Origin of the sequence: Sporosarcina sp. NPDC096371 (genome assembly GCF_044762865.1) — a bacterium.
GTDB lineage: Bacteria > Bacillota > Bacilli > Bacillales_A > Planococcaceae > Sporosarcina.
In genome coordinates this window covers 629722-655912 of the sequence record NZ_JBIWFE010000001.1, presented here as the reverse complement: position 1 = coordinate 655912, position 26191 = coordinate 629722, and the positions used below count along the sequence as shown (strand labels likewise).

The following is a 26191-nucleotide window of genomic DNA, read 5'->3' as shown; positions in this document are numbered from 1 at the left end:
TGCTTATTTATATAGTAAGCGTCGTATTGTTTCCTTCCAACCAACGCATTATCACCGGCAGAACCGTCACAGGCTGCATCGCTTTCGTGTGATCCATCCCATTTCCTTCTAAGATTTCTACATCCCATCCGAACTGTTCTAACTCTTGCTTATTGCTTTGGACTATACCAGCAATATCAACTGTCACACTGCCAAAGTTTTCTCCGTACACAATGGTGTCTTTCTCACCAGCAAACACCAACTTCGGAATTGCTAGTTTCTGTTGAATAGCTCGATCATCAAAGTCCTTCAAATGATTGTACATCGTCAAGAACTGTTTTGTTTGATCCATGCTGAGGTTCACCTCTATGTTATCCCAATCCAACTCTTCTGGTCTTACCTTGTCTTGTTCATCATAAACAAGGGCACTTTTATTTGCCGCAACCTGTTCGTGGGCTTTCTGGGTCACCGTTAACATTTCGTTATATGGACCCTCTAACGGAGGAAAACCACCCATGATTAAGCCTTTCAATCGATTTGTTCGAATGGCTAGTTGTAAGCCAACTAACGCTAACCAGGAGTAACCATAGTAACTAAAGTTTTGAACATTCATTGAATCGGCAATGACTAACAGATCATTGACGATGTTATCAGGTGTGAGATGCTCAGCGTTCGGATGCTTTAAACGATGTCCTTCATAGTCAAAATACAAAACTTGAATTGTATCTACAAACCCCTCAATAAAATGCCTTCCTAGTTCGGGGTCTACTCCCCACAACTTTAACTCTTCAGCTTGTTGCCCATACACGGATTCTTTGGCAACTGGCAGCATAATGGTTTGACCGTTTGGATTTCCGACCAACCCAACCTTCAATTCAGTTCCGTCCATCAGTTTTATGAATTTCTCCATTCCACTCACTCCTAAATAGTTTATACTGCTATCTTATAACATTCATGCAATCTTTCGGTTTTGTCCTTTTTTCTCTTTATCTAATGGGTTTTCATAAGAGGTATGTTATCGTAGCACTTGAAGGTTTTACTTGAAGGTAGGAGTGATACTATGGACATCTATAGTCCGAAGCAGATTGCGGATATGTTGCAGGTTAGCACAACAACTTTACGAAGATATGAAGAACAACGACTTCTGCCTGCCGTTCCAAGAACGAAAAGTAAGCACCGCTATTATACAGCGATCCACTTGCAAGCCTTTGTTACCATTAGAGCCTTATTGAAGGGATATGACATTCCCGTTGCCTATGAAGCCATGCGAATGATTAACAATGCAAACTTGGAAGAAGCACGTTGGTTACTCAATGAACAACAATTCCATATCCAAACAGAGAAGCAAAGAGTGGAAGAACTACTTACCCTGATTCAAAGTGCTGATTTCACGAAATATAACAATATAAAAGTAAAAGAACACATGAGCATCGGAGAAGTCGCAGAAATAGCAGGTGTAAAGACTTCCGCGATTCGACATTGGGAACTGGAAGGGCTCGTCCATTCAGAAAGGAATCCAGAAAACGGTTATCGAATGTTTACAATTCCTGAATTACGAAAAATACTGGTGATTAGCAGTTTGAGAAAAACCGTTTATTATATTGACAATATGAATCAGCTTTTGCACGATTTAGACACACAGGACTTTATTACAAACACGCCTTCTTTTCAACTGGCGCTGGAAAATCTGGACAACCAACTAGCCCTTCAATTTGTAGGAATAGCTGAGGTGGTGAAGTATGTGAGTTTTTTTAAGGCGTAAACACCTGTTTACTTTATTCTGTAAAATAACAGTAAAGTTAAAACCTTTTATTGAGCATCAAAAAATCAGCCATCCATGCAAGTATGGCTGATTCCACAACTAGATTTTCATACAGTACCTGCCACTCATCCTAACAGTGGCATATGTTTCACTGAAGTTAACCCTAATTTTTGTTTCTATTTCGATTCCATAGTCGTCTATAGAATGATGCCAGTATGTGAAGAAATACATAATCTTGCAAAAAACATCTCTTTAGATTACCTTATCCAAAGTGATAAAACGGCGCAACAAAAAAAACAGTTTAATCATTTCAGCATTTGAATTATATCATCTTGCTTTCACAACATGAATGGGTCTCCCTATCATTACTTCAGCAGCTTCCATTGTCATCTCACTTAAAGTTGGGTGAGCATGGATGGTTAATGCAATATCCGCCGCAGTCATACCTGCTTCTATTGCAAGACCCATTTCAGCAATCATATCAGATGCACCAGCACCTACGATTTGAGCGCCGATTAATAAACCATCTTCTTTACGTGCAACAAGTTTCACAAAACCTTCTGATTCGTTTAAAGCTAATGCACGACCGTTTGTTGAGAAAGGAACTCTCGCTGTTTTCACTTCAATACCTTCTGCTTTTGCTTGCTCTTCATTGTAACCAACCGTTGCAAGTTCTGGATCTGTGAAGCATACTGCGGGGATGGCTAAGTAATCTACGCTTGATTTTTCACCAGCAATTGCTTCTGCAGCTACTTTACCCTCATACGATGCTTTATGAGCAAGTTGGGGACCAGATACGATATCACCCACCGCATAAATGTGTGGTACTGAGGTACGGCATTGCTTATCTACTTTTAGTAAACCTCGTTCTGCGAATTCGATGCCTACTGCTTCAAGACCGATTTCATCTGTATTTGGCCGACGACCTACTGTTACTAATACATAGTTAGCTTCAACTGTTTTTTCTTCTCCGCCAACTTCATACGTTACCACTACGCGGTTGTCATGTTCTTTTACACCTTTAGCTGATGCGCCCACAATAACCTCTACGCCTTTATTCTTTAAGCCCCTTTTCACAACTTGCGTCATTTGCTTTTCAAAACCAGCTAAAATGTCTTTGCCGCCTTCGATGATGGTGACTTGAGAACCTAAGTTAGCGTAAGCAGAGCCTAGCTCAGTACCGATGTAACCACCACCAATGACAACTAATTTTTCTGGTACTTCTGGTAAAGAAAGTGCAACCGTTGAGCTGATTACGCGTTCAGTGAATTTGAATGTCGGAATTTCAACCGGACGAGAACCTGTTGCAAGAATGGCATTTTTGAATGTATACGTTTGTATGTTGTCTCCATCGATTACACGTACTGTGTTTGCATCTAAGAAATATGCTTCACCGTTCACAACGTCGATGTTGTTGCCTTTTAATAGACCTTTAACACCTCCTACTAACTTAGACACTACGCCTGTTTTGAATGCTTGCACTTTTGTCCAGTCAAGTTCTACTTTTTGTGCGATCACACCCAACTCATCTGAATGCTTGGCTTGCTCAAACCGGTGACCCACTGAAATCAGTACTTTCGATGGGATACAACCGACATTTGAGCAAACTCCTCCTACATACTCTCTCTCCACAATCGCTACATGTTGCCCCATTTGAGCAGCGCGAATAGCCGCCACATATCCTCCTGGACCTGCACCAACCACAAGTGTATCAACATACTTCATCGACTATTTCCCCCTTATTGCTTGCTATAAAATGAAAAACGGTACCCCAAAGGATACTAACCAGTCTCTTTTAAGTTGTAAAAAAGACGGCTTTATTGCCGCTCAGTCGCAATCATTGAAATATATTGCCTCAAATTATTGATGAGGATCTTCGTTAATTGTCCATCTTTCTTTAATCGATCTAACATGAGTCCACCTTCAAGTGTTGCCACAATATAGATCGCAGTGTCGTATGGCTGTACTGACTGCTTTAACTCCTGATGCCTAATCCCATCCTCAAGTATTTTCACCATCCAATTTATCATCATATCCATTGCGTCATTAATCGATGGCAGTAACGTATTTCTTTCTAAATCATCCATTTCTATTGCTGCATTAAAAATTGGACACCCTCCTACTATCGGCTCCCCCTCACTTAATTGTAAAAAGGCCTCCACAAATGCGATTAATTTATCTGCTGCATGCTCATGTTGTGAAACATTCGTCACTAAATGATCTCGCATGATTTCAGTAGAAAAATGAAAAGACTCGAGCATCAGTTGCTCTTTATCTTTAAAGTGTCGGTATATCCCCCCTTTTTGAATATTGGTTTCTTGAATAATGTCACTCATCGTTGTTGTCATATACCCTTTTTGGTTAAAAATCGTAGCTGATTTCCGAATAATATTTAGCCTTGTTAGCTCACCTTTTTTCATTTTCATCCTCCAAAAGATACCTTTTAGTCTCTTTTAATATATAGAAAGTCAGATACAAATGCAAGAATTTTTCTGCAAAATAAAAAGCACCCCAATTGAGCGCTTTTCAAGTTATACAAATAATTCAATTCGGGTTCATCTTACTTTTTGTTTTCTCATCCATTGAGTGGCGACCCATTTTTCCCCTGCTATTACAGGTGCCCCACCATGTAAAGTTAACTCATTTAACTCGGTATCAGTATAGAAGTACTCAAAATAAACAGCCATACCCTTTTGTGGAGATACGGAAAGATTTAGTTTAGGGAAAAATGTTTCCCCGCCTTCTTCTACATCATTTAAGTACATCACTAGCGTACTAATTCTATTATTGTTGGCGGCTTTACTTGTTGATGAGAAAAAGTCATAATGCGCTTTATACTCTTGGCCAGGCGTATACTTCAGGATTTGAATACCTTCTGCGTGTTCAATCGGTATATTCATAATAGTGGAAATTCTATTCTCAACCTTAGCTACTAATTCGGTTTCATTTTCTTCGAGGAACATGCTACTACTTGTTCTCAGTTCATTTACTTCACGTGTTGCACCAATTTTTGAACGTTGCATTTTGTCAATAGACAATCTGATCAGTTCATCGCATTCTTCATCACTTAACACATTCCCTAACACCACAACCAATGGTTCTTCAACCTTAGAAATGATAGTAATGTCTCTATCTGTTTTGATTGTATTGCCAACATGATCAAATATCGTTTGTTCTTTATTCTCCGTTATCAACTTTAGGCAACCCCTTACACTATTCATTTTTTTAGTACGAGTACGTTTTTCTCGGTCGTGATTATACGTGTGTTAACAGTCTTCTTTCGTTTGACATACTCGATGATTAGGGGATGCCCTCTCCTTTCGTTTTCGTTTTTTATTTTATCACGCGCTTTTTAGTTATCGCAAATTTGAAAAGAGTACTAGTATTAGTTATTTTTAAAAATCGTTAAATTGAATACCTCCCCTCAATTGGTTAAGCATATTAATTACTATGAAGCTTGTAACCTGTCCGGAGGAAGTAAAGAAAACAGGTTTTCCAATCGGTGTTCCTGACCATATTTGGCCTGAGTTTTTAAAACTCTAGCATTGGATGATTCAAAAAACAGGGAAGGAATTGAGCTACATTCCTCCTTACTCAGCAGGAGTTTGAACCTCCACTGATTTATAGGCATTTTAGCATTCATCCACCCACTACTCGCAATCCTCTATGTATAAAACAAGAAATCCTCAGTTCTGAAAAGAATCGGAACTGAGGATCAACCGTTTTAACGATCACAAGTTGAACTATGTGTTTTCATAAAGGTTCACTCAAGATATTCAAGCAAAGCACAGCGTCGCAGCTCCTACAACACCCACATCATCGCCTAACTTTGCTGGAGCTATTCGGAACGTTTCACGGTAAGGTTCCATAACAAGTTTTTTTGTTTTTTTCAGCACTGGAGAAAATAATTCATCACCCGCTAGACTGACTCCACCGCCGATCACAATACAGTCTGGGTTAAACGTATGCACGACATTCTTCAATCCTAAAGCAATCGCAGAAGTCACTTCATCCACTACTGCACTGGCAACCTCATCACCAAGACTAGCCGCTTGGAAGACATGTTTCGCTCCAATCGCTGTGCCGTCTTGTGCCGCCAATTCTGTCATCAATGACTTCTTGCTGCCCACGGCTTCTGCTGCAAGCCTCGCAATGGAAGTACCAGATGCATAGGCTTCCCAACAACCAACCTGTCCGCAACTACATAGCGGTCCCTCTTGGCCTATTATGGTATGGCCGAGTTCACCCGCAAAACCATTGCTGCCCACTAGTAGCTTCCCATCCAAGACAATCCCGGAACCGATGCCTGTACTAATTGTGACATAAACCATGGTCTTCGAATTTTTCCCAGCCCCTGCATAATACTCACCCCAAGCAGCTACATTCGCATCATTGGCCACTTTCACAGGTATCCCTAGTCGAGTCTCCATTTCTTGCTGGAGTGGAATTTCAACCCACTCCGGCAAGTTGGTCCCGTTTAAAATAATGCCCCGTTCTGTATCGACGGCCCCTGGTGAAGCCACTCCTATTCCTACAATCGGGAAATCTCCCCGTACTTCATTGACCGATTCGACTAAGGAATCAATTACCTCAGCCGCACTTTTAAGCGGAGCCGTCTCATATCGAACCCGGCGTAATACCTTTCCATTTCGGTCCAGTAATGCTGTCGCTATTTTCGTTCCACCTAAATCTACTCCAACAACATATTCCATGTTCTTTTCTATTGTCATTTCTGATTCCTCGAATTCTACTAATCTATTCGCTCAATTGCTTAAGATTGCGTTTTATGTCTGTAATAACCGCAGGATCTATCGGATACATGAAGCTTCGCTTGAAGCGAACAGCCGATCCAAAATGAACCTCTTCCAACCCTGTTGCAGAAACCAATGATGATAGCGATTCGGGAGTCATGCCATTACCAGCTAGAATGCGAACCGATGTGTCTTGAGACTTCTCAACCAACTGTTTCAGCTGCTCGACAGCCTCCGGTGCAGGCGCTTGTCCTCCTGATGTTAAAATTCGCTGAATTTGAGGGTAACTAGCGATTACTTCTAATGCCTCAAGCTGATCAACAATCTCATCAAAAGCACGATGGAAAGTCACATTCATATCCCCTGCTTCCTCTAACAGTCGGGAAAGAGCTTCCGTATTCACTTTGTTCTCCTCGTTTAGTACACCAATTACAATTCCAGCAGCTCCAGCCTGTTTAATATGGCGAATATCTGCCAACATTACGGAGATATCATACTCATCGTATTGAAAAGTGCGACTATGCGGCCGGACGATGATATGAACTGGAATATCGACACTGCTCACCACAGCTTTAATAAGTCCTAAACTTGGCGTTAGTCCACCTTCTGACAAGGCCGCGCAAAGTTCCAGCCTTTCAGCACCACTCTGCTCTGCAGCAATCGCATCCGCTACACTTGTTGCAATAATTTCCAACTTCACTTTATGACCCCCTTTATTCTTAATTTCTACTTCCTTCTATAAAATAACAGCATTTCTCACAACAGATACAACCAACCAATTCCTCAAATTTCAATACTTAAAAATGTATCCTGAGCCAATAAACTTGCCCCAATTACAACACCATTGCTGCCTAGATTTGACAAGACGAGTTGATAAGAATCTCTTAACGGTTCCCATACGTATTGCTGTAACTCGTCCCGCTCAATGATTGAGCGAATTTCCTCATACTTCTCAACCAAATTCCCGCTCACAATGACGGTGCTTGGATTGTACATGCTAATGACATTGGCAATTGTAATGCCTATAAAAGCAATAGCTCTATCGATAATCGTGGCCGCCCATAATTGACCTTGACGGCGTTCTTCAAACAATTCATCTAGTGAGGAAATCGGTCTTACTTTGTTTGCTTCACTAATTAAAGAACTCTCGGCAATGTACGTTTGAAGACAGCCAATTTTACCACATGCACACAAGACGCCATTTGGATCGACAATCGTATGACCAATCTCCCCAGCACTATTCGTATCCCCTCGGTAAATCTCGCCATTTATCACTAATGCAGAACCGACACCACTACCAAATCCAATCAGAGCCGTACGACTTGACCCTTTCGCTGCCCCATAACTATGCTCTGCTAGTGCTTTTACTTTAAGCTCGTTATCAATCGCAACGTCGTAACCCGTGATCTTTTTTAGTTTTTCCACAACGTTGATGCGACTCCATCCTAGTTGGGCAGACAGGATCACTTCACCGCTTTTTGTATCTACGAGACCTGGTATTCCGATGCCAATACCAATAATTTTCTTAGCATCAATTTTCTGTTGTTCAATGATTGCTTGTAACTCTCTACCAATTTGCGCCAATGTTTCATCTGGCGTTCCGACTAATTCTCGGTCCACGTTGCCGACAAAAACCATCCGTCCTTCGAAATCAACAATACCTATTTTAAATTTTGATCTATCTAATTCAATTCCCACAGTCAAAACGGAAGTTTGATCGAGCTCAAGCAAGATGGCTCTCCGCCCAGGAGTCGACGCCGTTTGCAATTCCATCTCCTTCACAAACCCCTGATCTTTCAACTCTTGCACAATGCGACTAATTGTCGTTGGACTCATTTTGGTTGTCCTTGCAATGTCGGCGCGAGAGATTGGTGCGCTCGACCGAATCATCTGAAAAACAGCGGCTTTATTCTTTCTTCTTATGTAATCTTGATCATGTTTTTGCATGATACACAAACACCCACCCCTCTTATATTTTTATGGTAGCAGGTATAAGATTAATAATCACTCTTTTCCGATAACTATTCCAATTATGCTACATCGTCAATTTGCAAATGACAGGAATTTTACTAGGTATCCCTATCTGATACCCTTTCCAAATACAAGCTCTCGCCACCGGAGCGTTAGACCAAATCAGACTACTTATTTTCACTGTGAACGATTTCTGCGAGCAATCGTACCCCAAATCCAGATGCACCAGTTACGTAATATCCTTCCACTTTCCATGGACGTACTGTGTTTGCCATGTCGATATGAATCCATTTTTTATCCTTCTCCACAAAATTTTGTAGAAATACTGCAGCGGTAATTGCGCCGCCAAATGGGGATGTACTCATATTATTGACGTCCGCTGTATGACTGGCAATATAGGTTTGATAGTCGAGTGTCGTTGGCATTGGCCAGACATAATCACCTATCTGTTCGCCGAGTTTTTTGTAAGCCCACAAGTTTTCTTCATGGTTACTAAATATACCCGCTGTTTTAAGACCCAATGCTTGCCCAATTGTGCCCGTTAACGTTGCAATATCGATAATTGTTTCTGCGCCGATTTCTTGTGCATAGAGAATTCCATCTGCTAAAACCAAGCGCCCTTCTGCATCTGTATTGCCGATTTCTACCGTCATTCCATTTCGATATGTTATGACATCTGATGGTAGATAGGAATCTTTTCCTGCCACATTTGTTGCGAGTGGTAGGATTGCTGTGACATAAACTGGGCTATCCGAGTCTGCCAGTAGTTTCATCGCTCCTACGACTGCAGCTGATCCACCCATATCCATTTTCATTTCTCCGATATCGCTGCCTGTTTTGACATTTGTTCCACCAGAATCGAATGTGATACCTTTACCGACAAATGCGATATGCTTTGTATCTTTATTTTTGAGAGTTAGTATCACTACTTTGGGTGGGTATTTACTGCCTGCACCTACGATTGCAGTTGGCTCAAATCCTCTTTGGATTAACTGATCGGTATCGATGATTTCTACATCAACATTTGTTTCATGGAATAACCGCTTTAATTTATCGGCATATATTGCAGGTGTTAGTTTGTTTGCAGGTTCATTACAGAAATCACGTGCCACACCTACTGCGGTCGCTCTTAATTCGCCTTTTCTAGCAGCTGCCCCGTATTTTTTAAGTTCAAAATGTAAAATTGGCGCTGTTTTTGTAGCTTCTTTTTTATAGGATAAAAATTCATATCCACCGAGATGCCATCCCTCAACAAAGGCAGTAACAACCTCGTCTTCTTGAAAATCGCTACAATATGAATGGAGTGCTTCAAACATGATTGTGGCGTTTGTATATAATGCGTACTTTTGAACTTCTTTTCTAATCTTTCCACCCAAGAAGCGAATGTTTTCTAATGTAATTTGTTCCTTCTTTACACCAACAACTAAATACACTTGCCCTTCTACTTGGATATTCGTGATTTCACCGAATTCAATCATTTCTTCATGAACAATGTATCCAACATCTGCATCAATGTCATTCATAGGAATAATAGCTATATTCATCAAAAATTCCACCTACTCTATTCTTTTTTTGATATAATTATTAGTAATCTTTCGAAAGGTGAGTTATCATGTCTATACTTAAAAATAAATGGTTTATCTTAATACTCAATTTCTGCTTGAGTCTCATGTTATTTTTCATATTTGCTTCACAGTATAATCTAGTCCATTTTATTAATATTTTGTTTTATGTAAGTAGTGTTTATTTAATAGTATTCCTTATCCTTTTTATTGCAAATGGTCGTTTTTTCGATGGGGTCACATTTTCGTTTAGACGGTTCCGACGCTCCATGTCAAAACAAAAGGATCATCTACATGAAGTTGAAGTTCAACGACTTCCTTCGGAAATGATCAACAAATCATTTTACCGTTTCACCCTATTTCAGGGTATTTCGTTACTGATTATACTAATCATCCTACTCATCATCTATTATTCTTAAAATTTCACCTCAGAGTCGCATCATGCGATCTCTGAGGTGATTTTTCATTACTTCTTACGCTTCAGCCCAAAAACGTTTAATATTATCCATCCCTATTTTTGATGCCTCTCGACATTCTTCCATACCTTCGAACTCCAAAGTAATATTGCCATCATATCCTGAGTCTTTGATGAGCTTGATTATTTCTCTTATATTGATATCACCTTGTCCGACGATTGAACCGCGAAGGTAGTTATCATTTGATGTTCTAAACCATTTCCCAGCACCAGGATCTTGGTAAAATGGACGGACATAAAAATCCTTAAAGTGTACAAGAGATGCATACGGTAAGTTCTTCTTCACGCCCACAATTGGATCTTCATCAACACAGAGGAAATTACCAATATCTAATGTTGTTTTAAAGTTAGGTCTATCAACCGCTTCGATGACGCGCTGGACTCTATCGCTATGTTGTACGGCAGAACCATGATTTTCAATTGTTGTCGTAATGCCAAACTGTGCTGCATAGTCCGCAATTCGGCGGCTACCTTCAACAATCTTTGGTAAGCTCTTTTCAAAGTGGGCAATAGTTCTTTTTTCTGGTGGTAGTGTAAATGCAATGACATCATGACGCATATGTTTGATTCCCATTCGGTTAATGAGGTCAACATGTTCTTTAAGCCGTTCAACTTCAGCCTCAAATTCTTCCTCAGTGTCGTGAACAAAGTTTCCTGGCAACGAGTAATTTGACAGTTCAATGCCAACTTCTTTTGCTTTCTCACGTACTGCATCTGCCAGTTCTAAATTATCAACTAATGTAAAACCATATGGCACAATTTCCATATGTTCTCCACCATTATCAGCAATCCACTGGACAACATCGAGTACATCCATTTCACCTGCATTAATTGCATTTAATAAGCTATACGTACTTAATCCAATTTTCATCGTTTCATTCTCCCTTTTATGTTTTTTGTCATGTCTGGACGTTATTTGAAGACCAAGATACTTCGAAAATAACATCGTTTTATATTCAGATCGGTTTCTGGTGAACCTTCACCTTTCTACATCACACGCCATGTTCAGCTTTATATTGCTCGAACTCAGATGGCGTACATCTTACCCAGTGTCTAGGTTTAATCTCTCTAAACTCCGCTGGTTCATCTGCATTATGAATCGAAGGATCATAGGCAATTCTTTTACGGCTTTTTTCATAAATAGGGTCTGGTAATGGAATCGCAGATAAAAGTGATTTCGTATATGGGTGAATTGGATTTCGATACAATTCATCACTATCTGCTAGTTCGACCATGTTTCCAAAATACATGACACCAATACGATCACTTAAATATTTCACCATTGATAAATCGTGGGCAATAAATAAGTAGGTTAATCCGAAGTCTCGCTGTAATTTTTTTAGTAGATTGACAACTTGTGCTTGGATAGATACATCTAGCGCCGAAATCGGTTCATCGGCAATAATAAATTTTGGTTCTACAGCTAATGCACGAGCAATACCGATTCGTTGCCTTTGCCCACCACTAAATTCATGAGGGAAACGGTTTGCATGTTCTTTATTTAAGCCAACAATTTCAAGTAGTTCCTCTACACGTGCTTGACGTTCTTTAGCGTTATTCACCAATTTATGATTGTCTAAGCCTTCAGCAATAATATCAAGTACAGTCATACGTGGATTTAGTGATGAAGAAGGATCTTGGAAAATCATTTGCATTTTCCGATTGAATGCTCTGAGTTCACTGGTAGACTTTTTCCCGTGTACATCTTCGCCATCGAATTTAACTTGTCCACTTGTCGCTTCATAAAGACGGATAATTGTTCTTCCGGTTGTTGATTTCCCACACCCGGACTCCCCAACTAATCCAAATGTTTCGCCTTTGTAAATATCAAATGTCAGGCCGTCAACTGCTTTGAGAACACCTTTTCTACCGGAATTAAAGTGACGTTTTAAATCTTTCACTTCTAACAATTTTTCATTCACTCTTCTTCACCTCCACTAACAATCCTAGGTGCACCAGTAGGCGTCAAGCCTTTCATGCGCTGTTTCACTGCAGCTGGCGGTTCCATTTTCGGCGCGTTTTCATGCAATAACCAGGTTGCAGCATAATGTGTCTCTGACACTTTGAACATTGGTGGCTCTAGTTCTTCATCAATCTTTAATGCGTAGGCATTTCTTGGTGCAAATGCATCGCCTTTTGGTGGATTCTTCATGTCTGGTGGTGTTCCTGGAATTGTAACTAAATCTTCTTCACTTTCATCAAGTGAAGGCATTGAACCTAGTAATCCCCATGTATACGGATGCTTTGCATTATAAAAAATCTCTTCAGTCAAACCGATTTCGACAATCTTTCCTGCATACATCACGGCTACTCTGTCTGCTATATTTGCCACAACACCGAGATCGTGTGTAATAAAGATGATCGCACTCTCTGTTTTCTTTTGTATGTCTTTCATCAACTCTAAAATTTGTGCTTGAATGGTTACATCAAGTGCCGTTGTTGGCTCATCAGCAATTAATAGTTTTGGATTACAAGCAAGTGCAATCGCTATGACCACACGTTGACGCATTCCACCTGAAAATTGGTGCGGATACTGGTGAATACGCTCTTCCGCATCTGATATACCGACAAGTTCAAGTAACTCTATTGCTTTACTTTTTGCATCTTTACTTTTCATTTTTTGATGTTCGATTAACCCTTCCATGATCTGATTACCAATTTTCATTGTCGGATTAAGTGAAGTCATCGGATCCTGGAAAATCATCGAAATATCTTTTCCACGAATTTCACGCATCTCTTTTTGTGATTTCTCCACCAAATCATTACCTTCGAAAATGATTTGTCCTTCTTTGATAACAGATTGAGGAGATGGGAGAAGGCGCATAATTGCTTTTGTAGCGACAGACTTCCCTGAACCTGACTCACCAACAATTGCAAGCGTTTCCCCTTTATTGATATCAAATGTAACACCTCTTACTGCTTGGACTTCACCGTTAAAAGTGTTAAATGACACTTTAAGGTTCTTTACTTCAAGTAATTTACTCATTTTCGAACAACTGCCTTCCTATTTATGCATTTTCGGATCGAATGCATCACGTAATCCATCAGCTAAAAGATTAAACGCAATCATGATTACTGAAATAACGATCGCAGGATATAACAGTAAGTACGGATATGATCTCAGTGAAGCAAAGCCCCCGTTAATCAATGTTCCGAGTGATGCTGCTGGTGGCGCTAAACCAAGACCGATAAAACTTAGAAATGCTTCAAAAAATATCGCACTCGGTATTGTAAACATCGTATTGATAATGATGATTCCGCTAATGTTGGGCAATAAGTGTTTTGTAATAATCTTCAAATTCACTGTCCCTAATGTTCTTGCGGCTAAAACAAATTCTTGACTCTTCAGCTTTAAAACTTCTCCCCTGACAAGTCGAGCCATTCCTATCCATCCCGTAATTGTCAAAGCAACTATGATTGATATAATACCCGGTTTTAAAATGACAACCATTAATAAAATGACAATCAAGTTAGGAATTCCGATAAGGACCTCGATAATTCGTTGCATGACAGTGTCAACACGACCGCCATAAAACGCGGAAATACCTCCATACGCAACACCAATCACCAAGTCAATGGCCGCCGCCACAATCGCGATCATCAGTGAAATTTGCGTCCCTTCCCAGAGGCGTGTCCACTGATCACGTCCTAAATTATCCGTACCCAACCAAAAGTAAGTATCTTGCATTCCTTTTGCTTCATAAATATGATAGGTCGCTTTTACTTTTGCAGGAATATCATCGCCATTGCCCTCATTGATGACTTTGATATCAATAAAATCCTCTTGATTTTCAAAACGTAACACAGCTTTTGCAGTTGCAGCTTCAACTGTTTTCCCTTCAAACTTTCCACTTAACGTCCCGTTAAAGCCCAACCACGAAACATCCTTAAGTGCTTTTACATGCGGAGGCATTTTAGATCTGTTTAAATCTTGATCATCATAGCCGTACTCATTCATTCCAGGCCCAAGTAAACTTAGTAAGCCAAAGCCAATTAATATAAATAGCGAAATCATTGCTATTTTATTTTTAAATAATGTTCTTCTAGCATTTTGTCCAAATGTCCGACTAGGCGTTGAAATCCTATCACTACTATCTTCCTTTTTCACAAGGGGTTCAAACAGATTTTTTGGTAGATTATTCTTATCCATTACGAGCCTTCACCTCCATTAATCCTAATTCGAGGATCAATCAATCCATACATGAGGTCGATGACTAAGATAATTGCAATGAACAGGAAAGCGAGTAGTAATGTCGTTCCCATTATTGTCGGGTAATCATTCACCATGACAGACATAACAAATTGCTCTCCCAAACCAGGTATTGCAAAAATTTGTTCAATAACCAATGTTCCAGTCATTAAACTAGCAGCCATAGGACCAATAACAGTAATCAACGGAATTAATGCATTCCTAAGTCCATGTTTAAAAACAATAGCATTTTCACTAATTCCTTTTGCTCTTGCAGTCAAGATATAGTCTGATCCTAGTACCTCGATCATTTCAGTTCGTGTAAATCTGGCAGCAGTTGCTAGAGGGAAAATCATTAAAGCGAGCGTTGGTAAGATGGAATACTCAAAACCACCCCAGAGTGCGACAGGAAACCAACCTAGATTTACCGCAAATACCCATTGCAATAGACCAGCAATTACAAATGAGGGAACTGATTTACCTAATACGGCAAGTGTTGTCGACCCGTAATCAAGGACTCCATTATGAAAAGCGGCAGCAATTAAGCCAAGCCCTATGCCTATTAATGTCCCTATGACTAATGATTGAGCACCTAACTGCATTGAAGGGCCAATTCGATCTTTTATTATTTTCGTAACAGGTGTGTTTGAAAAATGAAATGAAATACCTAAATCACCCTTTACAAGACCCCCCATGTATTTCAGATACTGGACTGGAACAGGATCATTCAATCCGTATTTCTCAAGAATCATTTCTTCCTGTGCCTTCGAAAGATCTTGCGTATCTTTAAGAGGACTACCTGGCAACATTTTCATAAGGAAAAATGTGATGGAAGCAATTAAAAATAACGTGAATGCCATATACATCAATCGTTGTAAAATATATCGAGTCACACTTGCACCTCCTAAATTTCTAAATGAATTTATATGTAATGGAAAGAGAGAGTATATATACTCTCTCTTAGAAATTAAAATCGATAGCGCCTGTTCAGCAACGTAAGGCTAAACTGACCTGTTTAAGATAAAGGATAGCTATAAGGATTTTTCATTTTTGAGCTCGTCTTATCGGATTCACAAGGCAGAAAACCCATTAATATCGAAGCTTCACTACGCTTTCAACTAAACTACTTTTTATTCAGTAACAGATGCCCATTTGTATTCGTAATCCTTAGCAAATGGCATTGGATATACATCTTTCAATTTCGGTGAAATCAATTGAGCTTTTGAACGTTGATACATTGGCGCAAGTGCTGAATCGCCCATTAAAACTTTTTCAGCTTCTAAGAAAGCTTCGAAGCGTTTCACTGGATCTAACGCATACTCATTCATCGCTAGACCAATCAATTCATCAAACTTTTCGCTAGAATAACCCATATTGTTTCCACCATTAGTGACAAAGTGATTTAACCAGCTATATGGATCAAGGTAAGAAGCACCCGCACCAGTAATTTCAATGTCATAATCCATGTTTTTATCTAGTTCAATCCGCTGTTCAAATGGAACCATTCTTACAGAAATACTTAAACCTTCAAGATTAGTTTCGAGTTGGTTTGCAAGATACTCAGTCATAATTTTGTACATTTCAGTATCATCCGCTAATAGTTCAATTTCAACCTTGTCAGTACCTAATTCTTTAAGTCCTTTTTCCCATGACGCTTTAGCAGCTTCTACATCGTATTCCGCTAATTTTCCGTTAATTTCACGGAAATCTTCACCAGTTTTAGGGTGTTTTGAATAGTTGTCTGGTACAGCACCATACGAAACTCTAGAACCGTTGTTCAAAATTTTATCAACCAATGCTTGCTTATCGAAAGCGCTAATAATAGCTGCACGGACATTCTGATTTGCTAATGCTTCATTACGCGTTTGGTTCAAGCGTAAATAAAATAAAGCATTTTCAGTAAATGCAGTGAAATCATCATGTGAAAGATATTCATCCACTAAATCAGAGGAAATATCTGCACGGTCAATTTTACCTTTTCCATATAAGTCAACAGCTACTTGTGGATCTTTAACAACGTTGTATGTCATTTTTTCAATTTGGACGACATCTGCATCCCAGTAATCTTCGTTTTTCTCCATTGTCCAAGAACTTGCCGTACTGTCCCATTCAGTCATTTTGAATGGTCCGTTTGATAGTAAAGTATCATAGCTAGTTGCGAATTTATCGCCATGTTCTTCAACGAACTTCTGATTCTGTGGAAGAAATGCTGTTGTTACAATCAATGATTCAAAATATGGTACTGGTTTTTCTAGTGTAACGACAAATGTATAATCCCCATCAGCTTTTACACCCAATTCTCCCAAAGGCATTTCCCCGGCGTTTACAGCCTTACCATTTTTAAGCACTTCACTTACTGTATACAAACCAGTGACTGATGCTGTGACAGGATCTACTGCACGTGTCCAGCCATACACAAAGTCATGAGCTGTAACAGGTTCTCCATTTGCCCAAACTGCATCTTCACGGAGGTTGAATGTCCATGTTAGACCGTCAGCACTAATTTCATGATCTAATGCAATTCCTGGCATATATTCCGCATTTTCACCAAGGCGATATAAACCTTCAGTTGTATCATTTAAATACTGTGCTGCAAGACGGTCTGTCGCTTTTGCAGAATCCATTGATGGAATTGTAGCGGAAGCTGTTAAGTTAATAACTTGTTCTATTTCACCGTCTCCAGATTTCGCTGAATCGCCATTCGATTTACCTGTTCCTGCGTCATCACTTGAACAAGCTGCAACAAATACACTTAGCAATAGTCCCAGCATGATCAAGAGCGTTTTCTTTGAAAGTTTCATTATTTGTTTCCTCCTTTTGTTGTAAGTTTCTTAGATGGTTTTCATGACAACTATCTAAGAATCTGGTTTACACATCTTCTATTTCCACTATTTTTTTGATTATAATTTGTTGCACATCACTCCTTTAACTTTAGGATTTTCACAAGAGTACTTTTGTTTCACCTATAGGAATACCGCTGTCATTCAAGATGGCACTTGAACGAATGGCCAGTAAGCGGTCAATTGTTTCCTGATTACTATAGTTTAATTTTTTCAGTATTTCTGCGACTAATACAGGCCATACCAGTTCAGAACCACTTAAAACTTTTAGCGCTATACTCATTCGTTCTTTCTTGAGTGCAAGACAATAAACCCCTTGCGCGCCGCCTTTTGCAATAATGTTCGGGTCTTCCAACAATGCCGTACAGATAAAGTTATGAGAGGCCACAATTTCTGGATGTGCATTCATTACTTCACCTATTTGAATAACTGCCTGTTCTGTCTGTGGGTCTCCGATTAATTCCGGTGCCACAAATTTCAAATAAGAGATCGCCATGTTTTTGAGTGGTACACCGTAAACTGGAGCTCCACATCCATCCATCCCGCGATTGATATTATCGATTGGGGTTTCGGACAAGTTGGCAACTTGTCGTAGGATTTCCTTTTGTAAAAGATGTTCCGGGTCATCATAGTTCCCTAGCTCATGCCCTTTTTCTTGTGCGTACGCCAAAAATCCTAAATGTTTACCTGCACAGTTATGTAGTAATTTACGTTGCGGCTTACGATCCCAAAAATACTGTTTTTTCGGCTCATCGTTCAATGGATAACTAGCCCCACAAACAAGCAATTCCTCTGATAAGCCAAGTTTGTTCATCAAACTTTCAAGCGCTTCCTGATGATACTGTTCACCACGTTGGGAAGCGGTGAACAATGCGGCTTCTTGTTGAGTCAATTGATGTTTTTCAATAATATCAGTCATAAAGACAGGTAGTGCCTGGATCGGCTTCATCGCAGATCGATAATACACATAACTTTCAATATTTCCTTTTTCATAAATCACTTCTTTTTGATCATTGATCACGCAAATAATTCCTTGGTGCACGTTCTCTACTTTTCCACCTCTATACTCTTCTACAACTACTGGATTTATCATTTATTGCACCTCTTTTGTTTACAAGAATCACTTCAATGAATTCGCCCTAATTTAATCGCTTTCACAAAATGCCGACGTACGTTCAAGTCAATTCCTCAGAATCTGGAACCCTATCTACAATCTGGCAATTCCTAGCATTAAGTTAGTTTCTCCTCTGAAGTTATTAATATTATAAAATAGAGAAAATTACAAGTCAACTTGTTATTTAGTATATTTATAACATTACTCATATTATAAAAGTTGATTCCATAGAATTTGAAAGCGCTTTACATATTGTTCAAGATTTTCATTCGTGTGATGGTTTCATCCATTAATCATTTTTTAAAATTGGATGGCTTTCCCCGTCTCTGCGGATTCATAAATAGCATTCACGATTTTTTGGATGATCAGCCCTTCTTCTGGTGTACAAATTGGAGGTTTACCTCCCAAACAACTATCCACAAATGCAGTTATTTCACGGTTGTGTCCATCTACTCGTGGTACATATGCTGGAGTTAGATCCATTAATGTATTGTGTTTTTCCTGAAACATTTTTAAGGGGAAAATATCTGCTCCACCTTCATTTCCCATTAAAGAAACTTGCATCGTTTCTTTCTTTTCAACATTTGCAGCAAATGCAGCTTCCAATGTCAATGTAGCCCCGTTTTTAAATGCCACCATGCCTACAGCCATATCTTCTACTGTGTAGTTTTCATAGTCCCAATCCCCCATCAATCCGACACCTTTTTTGTGGCCCATTTGTTGGTGGGTTTTCCCCAGGACGATGGCAGGCTCTGGATACCCCATGAGATATAGTGCGGTATCTAACATATGAACACCAATATCGATCAATGGCCCTCCGCCTTGTAATTCCTTATTCGTAAAAACACCCCACCCTGGAATGCCTCTCCGACGAATCGCTTGCACACGAGCGGAGTAAATCTCTCCCAGCTCCCCTGCATCAATAAACGCCTTCGCGATTTGTACTTCGGAACTATAACGGAAGTTAAAGCCATACGTTAAAAATCTCCCTGCCTTTTTCGCTGCCCTCATCATCCGTTCCGCTTCCTCTACAGTCATCGCGGGTGGTTTTTCACATAGCACATGACAACCTGCTTCGAGGGCAGCAATCGTCGCTTCCACATGAAATTTGTTTGGCACACAAACGCTGACAGCATCTAATTCTACTTCCGCTAGCATCTCCTGATAAGAAACAAATGCATGTGGAATCTTAAATGTTTCCGCAACTTCTCGGGCACGTTCAACAGCAACATCTGCGATTGCAGAGATTTCAACCTTACTGCCATTCGTAAGATAATTAGGGATATGTACATCTCTTGCGATTGCTCCAGCACCAATTATTCCGACTCTTACTTTACTCATGCAGAACACTCTTTTCTGTTTGATTTATTTATCTCTCTTGGCGAAACAGCCATTTCTATCACACTGTTACATTAATAGTTGCAGTTCAATTGGTAGAAACACTTTTACTTGCCGATTTACCTGTCCTCCCCCTGTAACTAGCGAGATTAGCCAAATGCCCACTTTCACTTGACTAATCTCGCTGGATACAGGATGTCCCCTCAATGAAGACTGATGGCTTTCATCCATTCTTCATTTCTACTTTTCAAAAGGAATCTCCGACCGAATATGCTTCTGGTCACATATTCAATCGGAGACTGTCATACAAACAAACAATTTCCTAATCCATTTATGCTAGTCTTATCAACAACACATTCGCTATTGAGTCCCCATACTCACTCGATCAACAGCATGAAATGCCCTTCGATTTTATCAATCGTAATGGTGACATAATTGTCCTTCACGTCAAATTGTAAAGGCGTTAACTCAGGAATGACTTTTACAGATTTCACATTTGCATCTCCAATAAAGACCTTTAATTCAATCTGATGAAGTGGAATAACATCTTCAATCGTATAAATATCTGCTGAACGCTTTTCAGTAATGTAGTGAAGGGCATGTAAAACTTTTGCATTTGAATCCGTTTTTTCTCTCAAACTCGTTAATAGAGTAGAGGGACCATTATGCTGAACGAGCTTATGATCTAGTAGATGTTCTATCGCATCTTTCATCATTGCTTTACACCAAGCAGGGCTGTTTTTTCGATACAGCGTAAAAATTGGATGAGAGAAATAAATCACATGCTCATTTTTTGTAACAGCCGGACACCCGAATTCTTTCGAGGATGGGGCATGTTGATGAGAACAGAACGTCTTCCCTTCCCTATTGAAATAAGGCTTCACTGTCTGCATTAGCACTTTAGATGTTAATGATTCAATCTCTGCACCTTTTACATACATTACATATTCTTCTTTGTATAAGTCTTTCCCGATTGTGTCGTTTGGCAGGACAAAATCTCGATCGTATGAGGAGTCGCCTATATATTCATTTCCGTATAATTTGCTTACCGCATTGTTTTTATCAATTAGTGATTCATATGTGCCGATCACTTTCCCGCCACGCTTCGTATATTCTTCGAGTTTTTGCTCCAGTCGCGGAATGTAATCGATGACATCCGGTAACACGATGACCTTATACTTATCAAAGTCCATTTGACTATCAATAATGTCAAACTGATAAGACAGTTCCTGCAACATTCTAACCGCACCAATTAGCGCAGGATGGATACCTGGATTTGGTTCCCCTGGAATATAAAATTCTTCAGGTGTTAATACACCAATTTCCGATATAGTAGTTGTATTCCTACAATACTCTTCTACAGCTTTAACTCTGCCATACACATGCCCGATGAGATCATAGGCCGCTTCAGACAATTTCCCATTCGGATGAAGCTGATCTCCAATCGAACACGCCGCTCCCAATGCCAGCATATTGAAGCACTCAAACTCTAATGCTGCTTTATTTTTCAAAGAATGGAAGTCTCCCCAATACGTATGGAACTTCCCAGTCATGCCAATGATATCTTTGCCTAAGTTACGAGAATACCTCATTGTTGCAGGGAAATGATCATACCCCCAGCCCCCACTTGGCAACGATTCCAACTCTAAATGTGAAAAACTTTCCAAACTTTTTTTAGCTGTCGGTCCAATGTGTGAACTATTGTAAAAAACACCAGCTGACGGCACTCTTTCATTGATGAAAGCACTGATTTCTGCTCTAAACTCATCGAGCATAATGAGTGAATATGCAACTCGATCTTTTTTAATTGCCGTATTTAGCCCTTTTAGGTGCATTTGTTCAAAACAATTTTCACAATGACAATCGACTTTAAATAAAATATCCAAGAAGAATCCGTCGATTCGTTCACTACCCACTACGTCGATAATATCTTGTAAATGCTCTTTTAAATATTGTCGGTAGCCGCTGTTTAAACAAATCGTATAATAGAAATGCGGAGCAGGAACTCCTTGGCTATTTATATATTCTCCATTTTCATCAATCGAGAGCCACTCAGGATGATGTTCCATCACATAGGCATCCCACTGCACAGTTGTATAGATGGGAACTTTGATATCATTCTTATGGCAAACATCGATTTGTTCTAACAAGAGATTTTTATTGTAAATATTTGGATGAATGAGATCAGGTCTATTTTTAGAAGGATAATAGAGCCACCCGTGATGACACCTAGCAAAACAAGTAATCGAATCGACACTGGCTACTTTTAACGTTTCCACAAACTCCTCGGCATCAAAATCACTCCCCACATTAGGAATGTATTCACTCGTATGAAAATCTAAATGTACTTGTCTATACTTTAATTCACTCAATCTATAAACCTCCATGTATGTAAAATATCAATAATTCCTATATGTATGTGTTACCGCTTACATAATAACTATTAAGGATTAGTAAAAATCAGTTGCGCTACTGCTGTGTTTTTCAGCGTAAACTAGCACATTATGAAAAAAATCTACAGAATGGATCAATTCTTTTCTTCATCGGTGTTATTAATTCAAGATCAATAACAACATATTAGCAATGTCAAAACTGTGTGTCAACAAGAATAATTAGAATTTTTAGAAGTTCTTGCCTACCCTCGGTGATTGGAAGCTTTATCTGATGACACATGAATTATCACTCAACAACTTTGCAAAGTATGCCGAGAAAGAAGCGATATTGGAGATAGCCACTCGTGGCGAATCGACTATTTGATTGAAAAAGGCCAATAAAAAATGATAGGGGAAGCTCTGCCCCTATCATTTCGTGCTGCTAAGTCTACTATTTTTTTATATACGCTCTAACAGTATTGTCTTTTTTAATTCATTGGATTGATAAGCGGCTTTCACCACTTCTAATGTTCGCAACCCATCCAAACCAGAGATGGATGGAGTTCCATTAGACTTCACACAGTCAATAAAATCTATAAGTAAGCCTTCATCCATATCTTCTGACCAAGGCAATTCCTGTATTTTTTCTTCATGATCATTATAGTAAAGTGAATGTTGTTTGAATGCATCGACACTTATGTTCCCTTTTGTCCCAACAAAGTGCATCACAACATTCCCCCATGTTGGGAATGTTTTAGGTCTGGACCAACTCGGATCAATGGAAACGATCATCCCAGATTCAAGCTCAAGTGTGACCATGCCACAATCTTCTACATCGATATCATAAAATCTAGTATCAAGTTCCGCATAGACACTTTTCACTTCATCTTTGAAAATCCAACGAATGACATCCATGATATGCACAATATGGTCAGTAGCCGATCCACCACCAGAAAGCTCCTTCTCGATAAACCAGCCTCCAGGCATTAACCCGTTATTTGTTGCATTGATGGCAAGGACGTCTCCGATTGCACCGTCTTGAATCATTGATTTTACATTTTCCATCACAGGTGCAAACCGGACCGGATAAGCAATTTGTAAAATTACGCCCGCTTCTTCACATGCATGAATCATTTCTTCGGCATCTTTCACTTCAGTCGCTATCGGTTTTTCGCAGAGGATATGTTTTTTAGCCTTTGCCGCTTTGACCACATGCTCTTTGTGATTCACATTTTCAGAACAAATAACGACTGCATTTATATCACTTCTTAAAAACTCATCTAGATCAGCTATATATTCACAATCATATTTGTCTGCCATGGCTTGTCCTCTTGCTTCATCCCCATCCCAAATAAAGGATAATTCTACATCAGCATGATCGCATAGTATTCCTGCATAGCTTAGCGCATGCATATGCGCAAAACTAATGATTCCAATTTTCATAGCACTTTTCCCCCTTCCAGCAACGTGATAGGTTGTCCCTCAATCGCAGATTTCTTGGCAGCTTCTGCAATTCGAATCGCAGCTACCGCATCCGCAGCGGAAACAACGGGATCCAATTTCCCCGTAAGACAAGCGACAAAATGCTCTAGTTGGCGTACAAAGGGGTCTCTTTTTAACATACTTTTTGGCAGTACATCTGTAGACTCATTCTGATGACGCTCAAGTTTTACTGGTGTGGCTTCAGCATGATTATACGTAATCATTCCTTTGTCACCTGTTAATTCAAACGAGGAACGGAACGATGTTTCCGCCCAAGAAAGTTCAATATGAACAATTGTTCCATCCGTTATTCTCAACGTTACAAGTCCATACTCCACTGACTTCCCATCTGGATCTGCATGTTTCACAAGCTTAGCCATGACTCGTTGAACATCCCCAAACGTCGATTGAATCCATTCAAATTCATGAACGCCTAAATCTAGGAAAAGTCCACCGCTTCTTTTTTCATCTGCATACCAACCCCTATCCTTTGATGGATATGGCACTCCTCTAGACATCCGAATAACCCCAGGGCGACCAATCGCACCCTTTTCAACCTGTTCTTTCGCATTTGCATATTCCGGAAAGAACCGGAGCGTATGGCTCACCAGCAATTGGACGTTATTTTGCTGGCAAATAGTTATCATTTCCTCTGCATCATGACTCGTTAATGCAAGAGGCTTTGCACAAATAATATGTTTCTGAGCTTGGGCAATTTGGTTGACTAACTCTAAGTGCGTGTCGGTTGGCGTACAAATATCAAAAGCATCTACATTCTTCTGTGAGAGCAAGTCTTCAACACTTGTAAATGCTGCTGTTCCAAATCGATCACAGACTTCTTGCAATTTCCCTGGATCACGACCGACAATTCCTACGATTTCAACACCTTGTAGTTGCGACCAAATCGTCAAATGCCTTTGTCCCAACTTCCCTATCCCTATTACTGCAATCTTCACTTTTCCCATCCCCCTCATCATTCATAGCTATAAAAGAAAAGAAAGTCGACTAGCTGACTTTCTTTCTTTTACAACAGCTATTCGTTATTCAAACATGATTTCTTGTTGTTTCTCTGCAGATTCATAAATAGCTGTTAATATTTTCATCATTTCAACACCATCATCGATGCCACCAATCGGTTCTTCCCCCGTCAGACAGCAGTTGACAAAATGATTGATTTCATTTTGGAAACCTTCTGAAAAATCAAATGACGGGTGATCTACCTGCGGAGAGCTATTAAGAATAATATCATTCGCTTCATGAATGATTGTTAATTTCGGTTCTACTTCCGCCCCACCTTTATCACCAAAAACCGCCACACTACTTTGATCATTTTTTAAATGTAAAGCAAAACTGACGTCAACCATAAGTGATGCACCATTGTCAAAACGGATCAAAGCATTTGCTAAATCTTCTACATCATTTTCCGGGGAATAGTCGGCTGCTTTATAAAATGATAATGATTTAATGTTCGAGCGGTTTCCTAGCTTCGAGTATGTATTTGCACTCACTGACTTCACTTTTGGTCTACCCATCAAATACCATGATAAGTCAATGACATGCACACCGATATCAATCAAGGGTCCACCACCAGAACGTGACTTATCTGAGAACCAACCACCGGGATTTCCTAGTCTTCTTAAAATCGATGCTTTTGCATAATAGATGTCACCTAAAGTCCCTTTATCGATAAAGTCTTTTAATATGACTGCATTTGAAGCATGACGGCGAACATACCCTACCATAAACTTTTTATCACTGCGTTCTGTAGCCGCTTTAATTTCTAAAGCTTCCTCATGATTCATACATAGCGGCTTTTCGCAGAGAACATGTTTCCCAGCATCCAGCGCTGCTACAGAAATCTCTTTATGTGAATTATTCCAAGTAACAATGCTAATTGCATCTAACTCAGGATTTTTAAGCATTTCATGATAATCCGTATATACATGCCCAATATTGTAAGTTTCAGCCTTCGCTTTTGCTCGTTCCTCGATCAAATCACAAATAGCGACCAACTCTACATTAGGATTTTGCTGATAAGCTCCTAAATGACTTTCTGATAATGACCCTGCGCCGATGACACCGACTCTAAGTTTTTTCATTTCTTCCACTCCCATTAACTTTATTTTATGGTGCTTTCTAATCTCCTTCTAGTAACAAAGTAGATTGATTTATTATTATAAAGGAGAAGTATTTATAATAATAGTTAATAATTAAGAATTTATCGACTAACCATCTATTCTTAATAGAAAAATAAAGGAATTAGTATAAGCAAAGAAGTCAAATTTGTGATTATAAAATTAATCTCATACGGTACATTCAACGTAAGTAGGTTGACATACATTACAGCAAAAAGGCT

23 protein-coding genes are annotated in these 26191 nt (G+C 39.5%); 2 read left to right on the top strand and 21 right to left on the bottom strand.

From position 1 onward, the window contains the following. Positions 1–7 precede the first annotated feature (7 nt). Complete coding sequence (locus ACIQ0H_RS02975; RefSeq protein WP_403410691.1) at positions 8–889, bottom strand: alpha/beta fold hydrolase; 882 nt, start codon at positions 887–889, stop codon at positions 8–10. Positions 890–1039: 150 nt separating this feature from the next. On the opposite strand from ACIQ0H_RS02975, the gene ACIQ0H_RS02970 reads away from it, so the two are divergent. After that, entirely contained in the window at positions 1040–1741 is a 702-nt protein-coding gene (locus tag ACIQ0H_RS02970) for a MerR family DNA-binding transcriptional regulator (protein ID WP_403410688.1), read from the top strand. A gap of 327 nt (positions 1742–2068) precedes the next feature. Here ACIQ0H_RS02970 and lpdA read toward each other — a convergent pair whose 3' ends face one another. The 7 genes from lpdA to ACIQ0H_RS02935 form a co-directional block, all read right to left on the bottom strand. Beyond that, positions 2069–3466 carry a dihydrolipoyl dehydrogenase gene (gene lpdA / locus ACIQ0H_RS02965; RefSeq protein WP_403410685.1) on the bottom strand — a complete coding sequence of 466 codons (1398 nt, stop codon included), beginning with the start codon at positions 3464–3466 and terminating at the stop codon, positions 2069–2071. 92 nt (positions 3467–3558) lie between these two features. Then, positions 3559–4161 (bottom strand): TetR/AcrR family transcriptional regulator, encoded by a 603-nt coding sequence (locus ACIQ0H_RS02960; RefSeq protein ID WP_403410682.1) that lies wholly within the window; start codon positions 4159–4161, stop codon positions 3559–3561. Positions 4162–4296: 135 nt separating this feature from the next. Beyond that, positions 4297–4935 (bottom strand): 2OG-Fe(II) oxygenase, encoded by a 639-nt coding sequence (locus ACIQ0H_RS02955; RefSeq protein ID WP_403410679.1) that lies wholly within the window; start codon positions 4933–4935, stop codon positions 4297–4299. Positions 4936–5517: 582 nt separating this feature from the next. Beyond that, positions 5518–6471 carry an ROK family protein gene (locus ACIQ0H_RS02950; protein WP_403410676.1) on the bottom strand — a complete coding sequence of 318 codons (954 nt, stop codon included), beginning with the start codon at positions 6469–6471 and terminating at the stop codon, positions 5518–5520. 25 nt (positions 6472–6496) lie between these two features. Beyond that, positions 6497–7192 carry a copper homeostasis protein CutC gene (locus ACIQ0H_RS02945; protein WP_403410673.1) on the bottom strand — a complete coding sequence of 232 codons (696 nt, stop codon included), beginning with the start codon at positions 7190–7192 and terminating at the stop codon, positions 6497–6499. Positions 7193–7275: 83 nt separating this feature from the next. Further along, positions 7276–8439 (bottom strand): ROK family transcriptional regulator, encoded by a 1164-nt coding sequence (locus ACIQ0H_RS02940; RefSeq protein WP_403410670.1) that lies wholly within the window; start codon positions 8437–8439, stop codon positions 7276–7278. Between the two features lie 191 nt (positions 8440–8630). Beyond that, positions 8631–10007, bottom strand: a complete 1377-nt coding sequence (locus ACIQ0H_RS02935; RefSeq protein WP_403410667.1) for a M17 family metallopeptidase — start codon at positions 10005–10007, stop codon at positions 8631–8633. A 68-nt stretch (positions 10008–10075) separates the two neighbouring features. On the opposite strand from ACIQ0H_RS02935, the gene ACIQ0H_RS02930 reads away from it, so the two are divergent. Further along, positions 10076–10444 carry a DUF3899 domain-containing protein gene (locus tag ACIQ0H_RS02930; protein ID WP_403410664.1) on the top strand — a complete coding sequence of 123 codons (369 nt, stop codon included), beginning with the start codon at positions 10076–10078 and terminating at the stop codon, positions 10442–10444. Between the two features lie 54 nt (positions 10445–10498). Here the strand turns inward: ACIQ0H_RS02930 and ACIQ0H_RS02925 are convergent, their stop codons facing one another. The 13 genes from ACIQ0H_RS02925 to ACIQ0H_RS02865 all read right to left on the bottom strand — a co-directional run bounded on the left by ACIQ0H_RS02925 (position 10499) and on the right by ACIQ0H_RS02865 (position 25934). Next, entirely contained in the window at positions 10499–11371 is an 873-nt protein-coding gene (locus ACIQ0H_RS02925; RefSeq protein ID WP_403410661.1) for a sugar phosphate isomerase/epimerase family protein, read from the bottom strand. 121 nt (positions 11372–11492) lie between these two features. After that, a complete protein-coding gene (locus ACIQ0H_RS02920; RefSeq protein ID WP_403410658.1) occupies positions 11493–12422 on the bottom strand; it encodes an ABC transporter ATP-binding protein in 930 nt (309 codons plus the stop codon). Then, entirely contained in the window at positions 12419–13486 is a 1068-nt protein-coding gene (locus ACIQ0H_RS02915; RefSeq protein ID WP_403410655.1) for an ABC transporter ATP-binding protein, read from the bottom strand. The genes ACIQ0H_RS02920 and ACIQ0H_RS02915 overlap by 4 nt, the downstream gene beginning before the upstream one ends. A gap of 18 nt (positions 13487–13504) precedes the next feature. Further along, entirely contained in the window at positions 13505–14650 is a 1146-nt protein-coding gene (opp3C, locus tag ACIQ0H_RS02910) for an oligopeptide ABC transporter permease (protein WP_403410652.1), read from the bottom strand. Beyond that, positions 14650–15582, bottom strand: coding sequence for an oligopeptide ABC transporter permease (gene opp3b, locus ACIQ0H_RS02905; protein ID WP_403410649.1), 933 nt, complete (start codon positions 15580–15582; stop codon positions 14650–14652). The genes opp3C and opp3b overlap by 1 nt, the downstream gene beginning before the upstream one ends. Positions 15583–15819: 237 nt before the next feature. Beyond that, entirely contained in the window at positions 15820–17490 is a 1671-nt protein-coding gene (locus tag ACIQ0H_RS02900) for a peptide ABC transporter substrate-binding protein (RefSeq protein WP_403410646.1), read from the bottom strand. Positions 17491–17629: 139 nt separating this feature from the next. Beyond that, entirely contained in the window at positions 17630–18622 is a 993-nt protein-coding gene (locus ACIQ0H_RS02895; protein ID WP_403410643.1) for an asparaginase, read from the bottom strand. Between the two features lie 321 nt (positions 18623–18943). After that, entirely contained in the window at positions 18944–19984 is a 1041-nt protein-coding gene (locus ACIQ0H_RS02890; RefSeq protein WP_403410640.1) for a Gfo/Idh/MocA family protein, read from the bottom strand. A 66-nt stretch (positions 19985–20050) separates the two neighbouring features. Continuing rightward, positions 20051–20212, bottom strand: a complete 162-nt coding sequence (locus ACIQ0H_RS02885; RefSeq protein ID WP_403410637.1) for a hypothetical protein — start codon at positions 20210–20212, stop codon at positions 20051–20053. Positions 20213–20358: 146 nt separating this feature from the next. Further along, positions 20359–22353 carry an alpha-amylase family protein gene (locus tag ACIQ0H_RS02880; RefSeq protein ID WP_403410634.1) on the bottom strand — a complete coding sequence of 665 codons (1995 nt, stop codon included), beginning with the start codon at positions 22351–22353 and terminating at the stop codon, positions 20359–20361. A 459-nt stretch (positions 22354–22812) separates the two neighbouring features. Further along, a complete protein-coding gene (locus tag ACIQ0H_RS02875) occupies positions 22813–23796 on the bottom strand; it encodes a Gfo/Idh/MocA family protein (RefSeq protein ID WP_403410631.1) in 984 nt (327 codons plus the stop codon). After that, entirely contained in the window at positions 23793–24791 is a 999-nt protein-coding gene (locus ACIQ0H_RS02870) for a Gfo/Idh/MocA family protein (protein ID WP_403410628.1), read from the bottom strand. Before ACIQ0H_RS02870 ends, ACIQ0H_RS02875 begins: the two co-directional genes overlap by 4 nt. Before the next feature lie 84 nt (positions 24792–24875). Next, positions 24876–25934, bottom strand: a complete 1059-nt coding sequence (locus tag ACIQ0H_RS02865) for a Gfo/Idh/MocA family protein (protein WP_403410625.1) — start codon at positions 25932–25934, stop codon at positions 24876–24878. Between the last annotated feature and the right edge of the window lie 257 nt (positions 25935–26191).

Excerpts from the sequence above, each read along its gene's own strand:
- ACIQ0H_RS02975 (WP_403410691.1), bottom strand. The coding sequence starts at position 889 with ATGGAGAAATTCATAAAACTGATGGACGGAACTGAATTGAAGGTTGGG.
- ACIQ0H_RS02970 (WP_403410688.1), top strand. The coding sequence starts at position 1,040 with ATGGACATCTATAGTCCGAAGCAGATTGCGGATATGTTGCAGGTTAGC.
- lpdA (WP_403410685.1), bottom strand. The coding sequence starts at position 3,466 with ATGAAGTATGTTGATACACTTGTGGTTGGTGCAGGTCCAGGAGGATAT.
- ACIQ0H_RS02960 (WP_403410682.1), bottom strand. The coding sequence starts at position 4,161 with ATGAAAAAAGGTGAGCTAACAAGGCTAAATATTATTCGGAAATCAGCT.
- ACIQ0H_RS02950 (WP_403410676.1), bottom strand. The coding sequence starts at position 6,471 with ATGACAATAGAAAAGAACATGGAATATGTTGTTGGAGTAGATTTAGGT.
- ACIQ0H_RS02940 (WP_403410670.1), bottom strand. The coding sequence starts at position 8,439 with ATGCAAAAACATGATCAAGATTACATAAGAAGAAAGAATAAAGCCGCT.
- ACIQ0H_RS02935 (WP_403410667.1), bottom strand. The coding sequence starts at position 10,007 with ATGAATATAGCTATTATTCCTATGAATGACATTGATGCAGATGTTGGA.
- ACIQ0H_RS02930 (WP_403410664.1), top strand. The coding sequence starts at position 10,076 with ATGTCTATACTTAAAAATAAATGGTTTATCTTAATACTCAATTTCTGC.
- ACIQ0H_RS02925 (WP_403410661.1), bottom strand. The coding sequence starts at position 11,371 with ATGAAAATTGGATTAAGTACGTATAGCTTATTAAATGCAATTAATGCA.
- ACIQ0H_RS02915 (WP_403410655.1), bottom strand. The coding sequence starts at position 13,486 with ATGAGTAAATTACTTGAAGTAAAGAACCTTAAAGTGTCATTTAACACT.
- opp3C (WP_403410652.1), bottom strand. The coding sequence starts at position 14,650 with ATGGATAAGAATAATCTACCAAAAAATCTGTTTGAACCCCTTGTGAAA.
- ACIQ0H_RS02900 (WP_403410646.1), bottom strand. The coding sequence starts at position 17,490 with ATGAAACTTTCAAAGAAAACGCTCTTGATCATGCTGGGACTATTGCTA.
- ACIQ0H_RS02895 (WP_403410643.1), bottom strand. The coding sequence starts at position 18,622 with ATGATAAATCCAGTAGTTGTAGAAGAGTATAGAGGTGGAAAAGTAGAG.
- ACIQ0H_RS02890 (WP_403410640.1), bottom strand. The coding sequence starts at position 19,984 with ATGAGTAAAGTAAGAGTCGGAATAATTGGTGCTGGAGCAATCGCAAGA.
- ACIQ0H_RS02885 (WP_403410637.1), bottom strand. The coding sequence starts at position 20,212 with ATGGATGAAAGCCATCAGTCTTCATTGAGGGGACATCCTGTATCCAGC.
- ACIQ0H_RS02875 (WP_403410631.1), bottom strand. The coding sequence starts at position 23,796 with ATGAAAATTGGAATCATTAGTTTTGCGCATATGCATGCGCTAAGCTAT.
- ACIQ0H_RS02865 (WP_403410625.1), bottom strand. The coding sequence starts at position 25,934 with ATGAAAAAACTTAGAGTCGGTGTCATCGGCGCAGGGTCATTATCAGAA.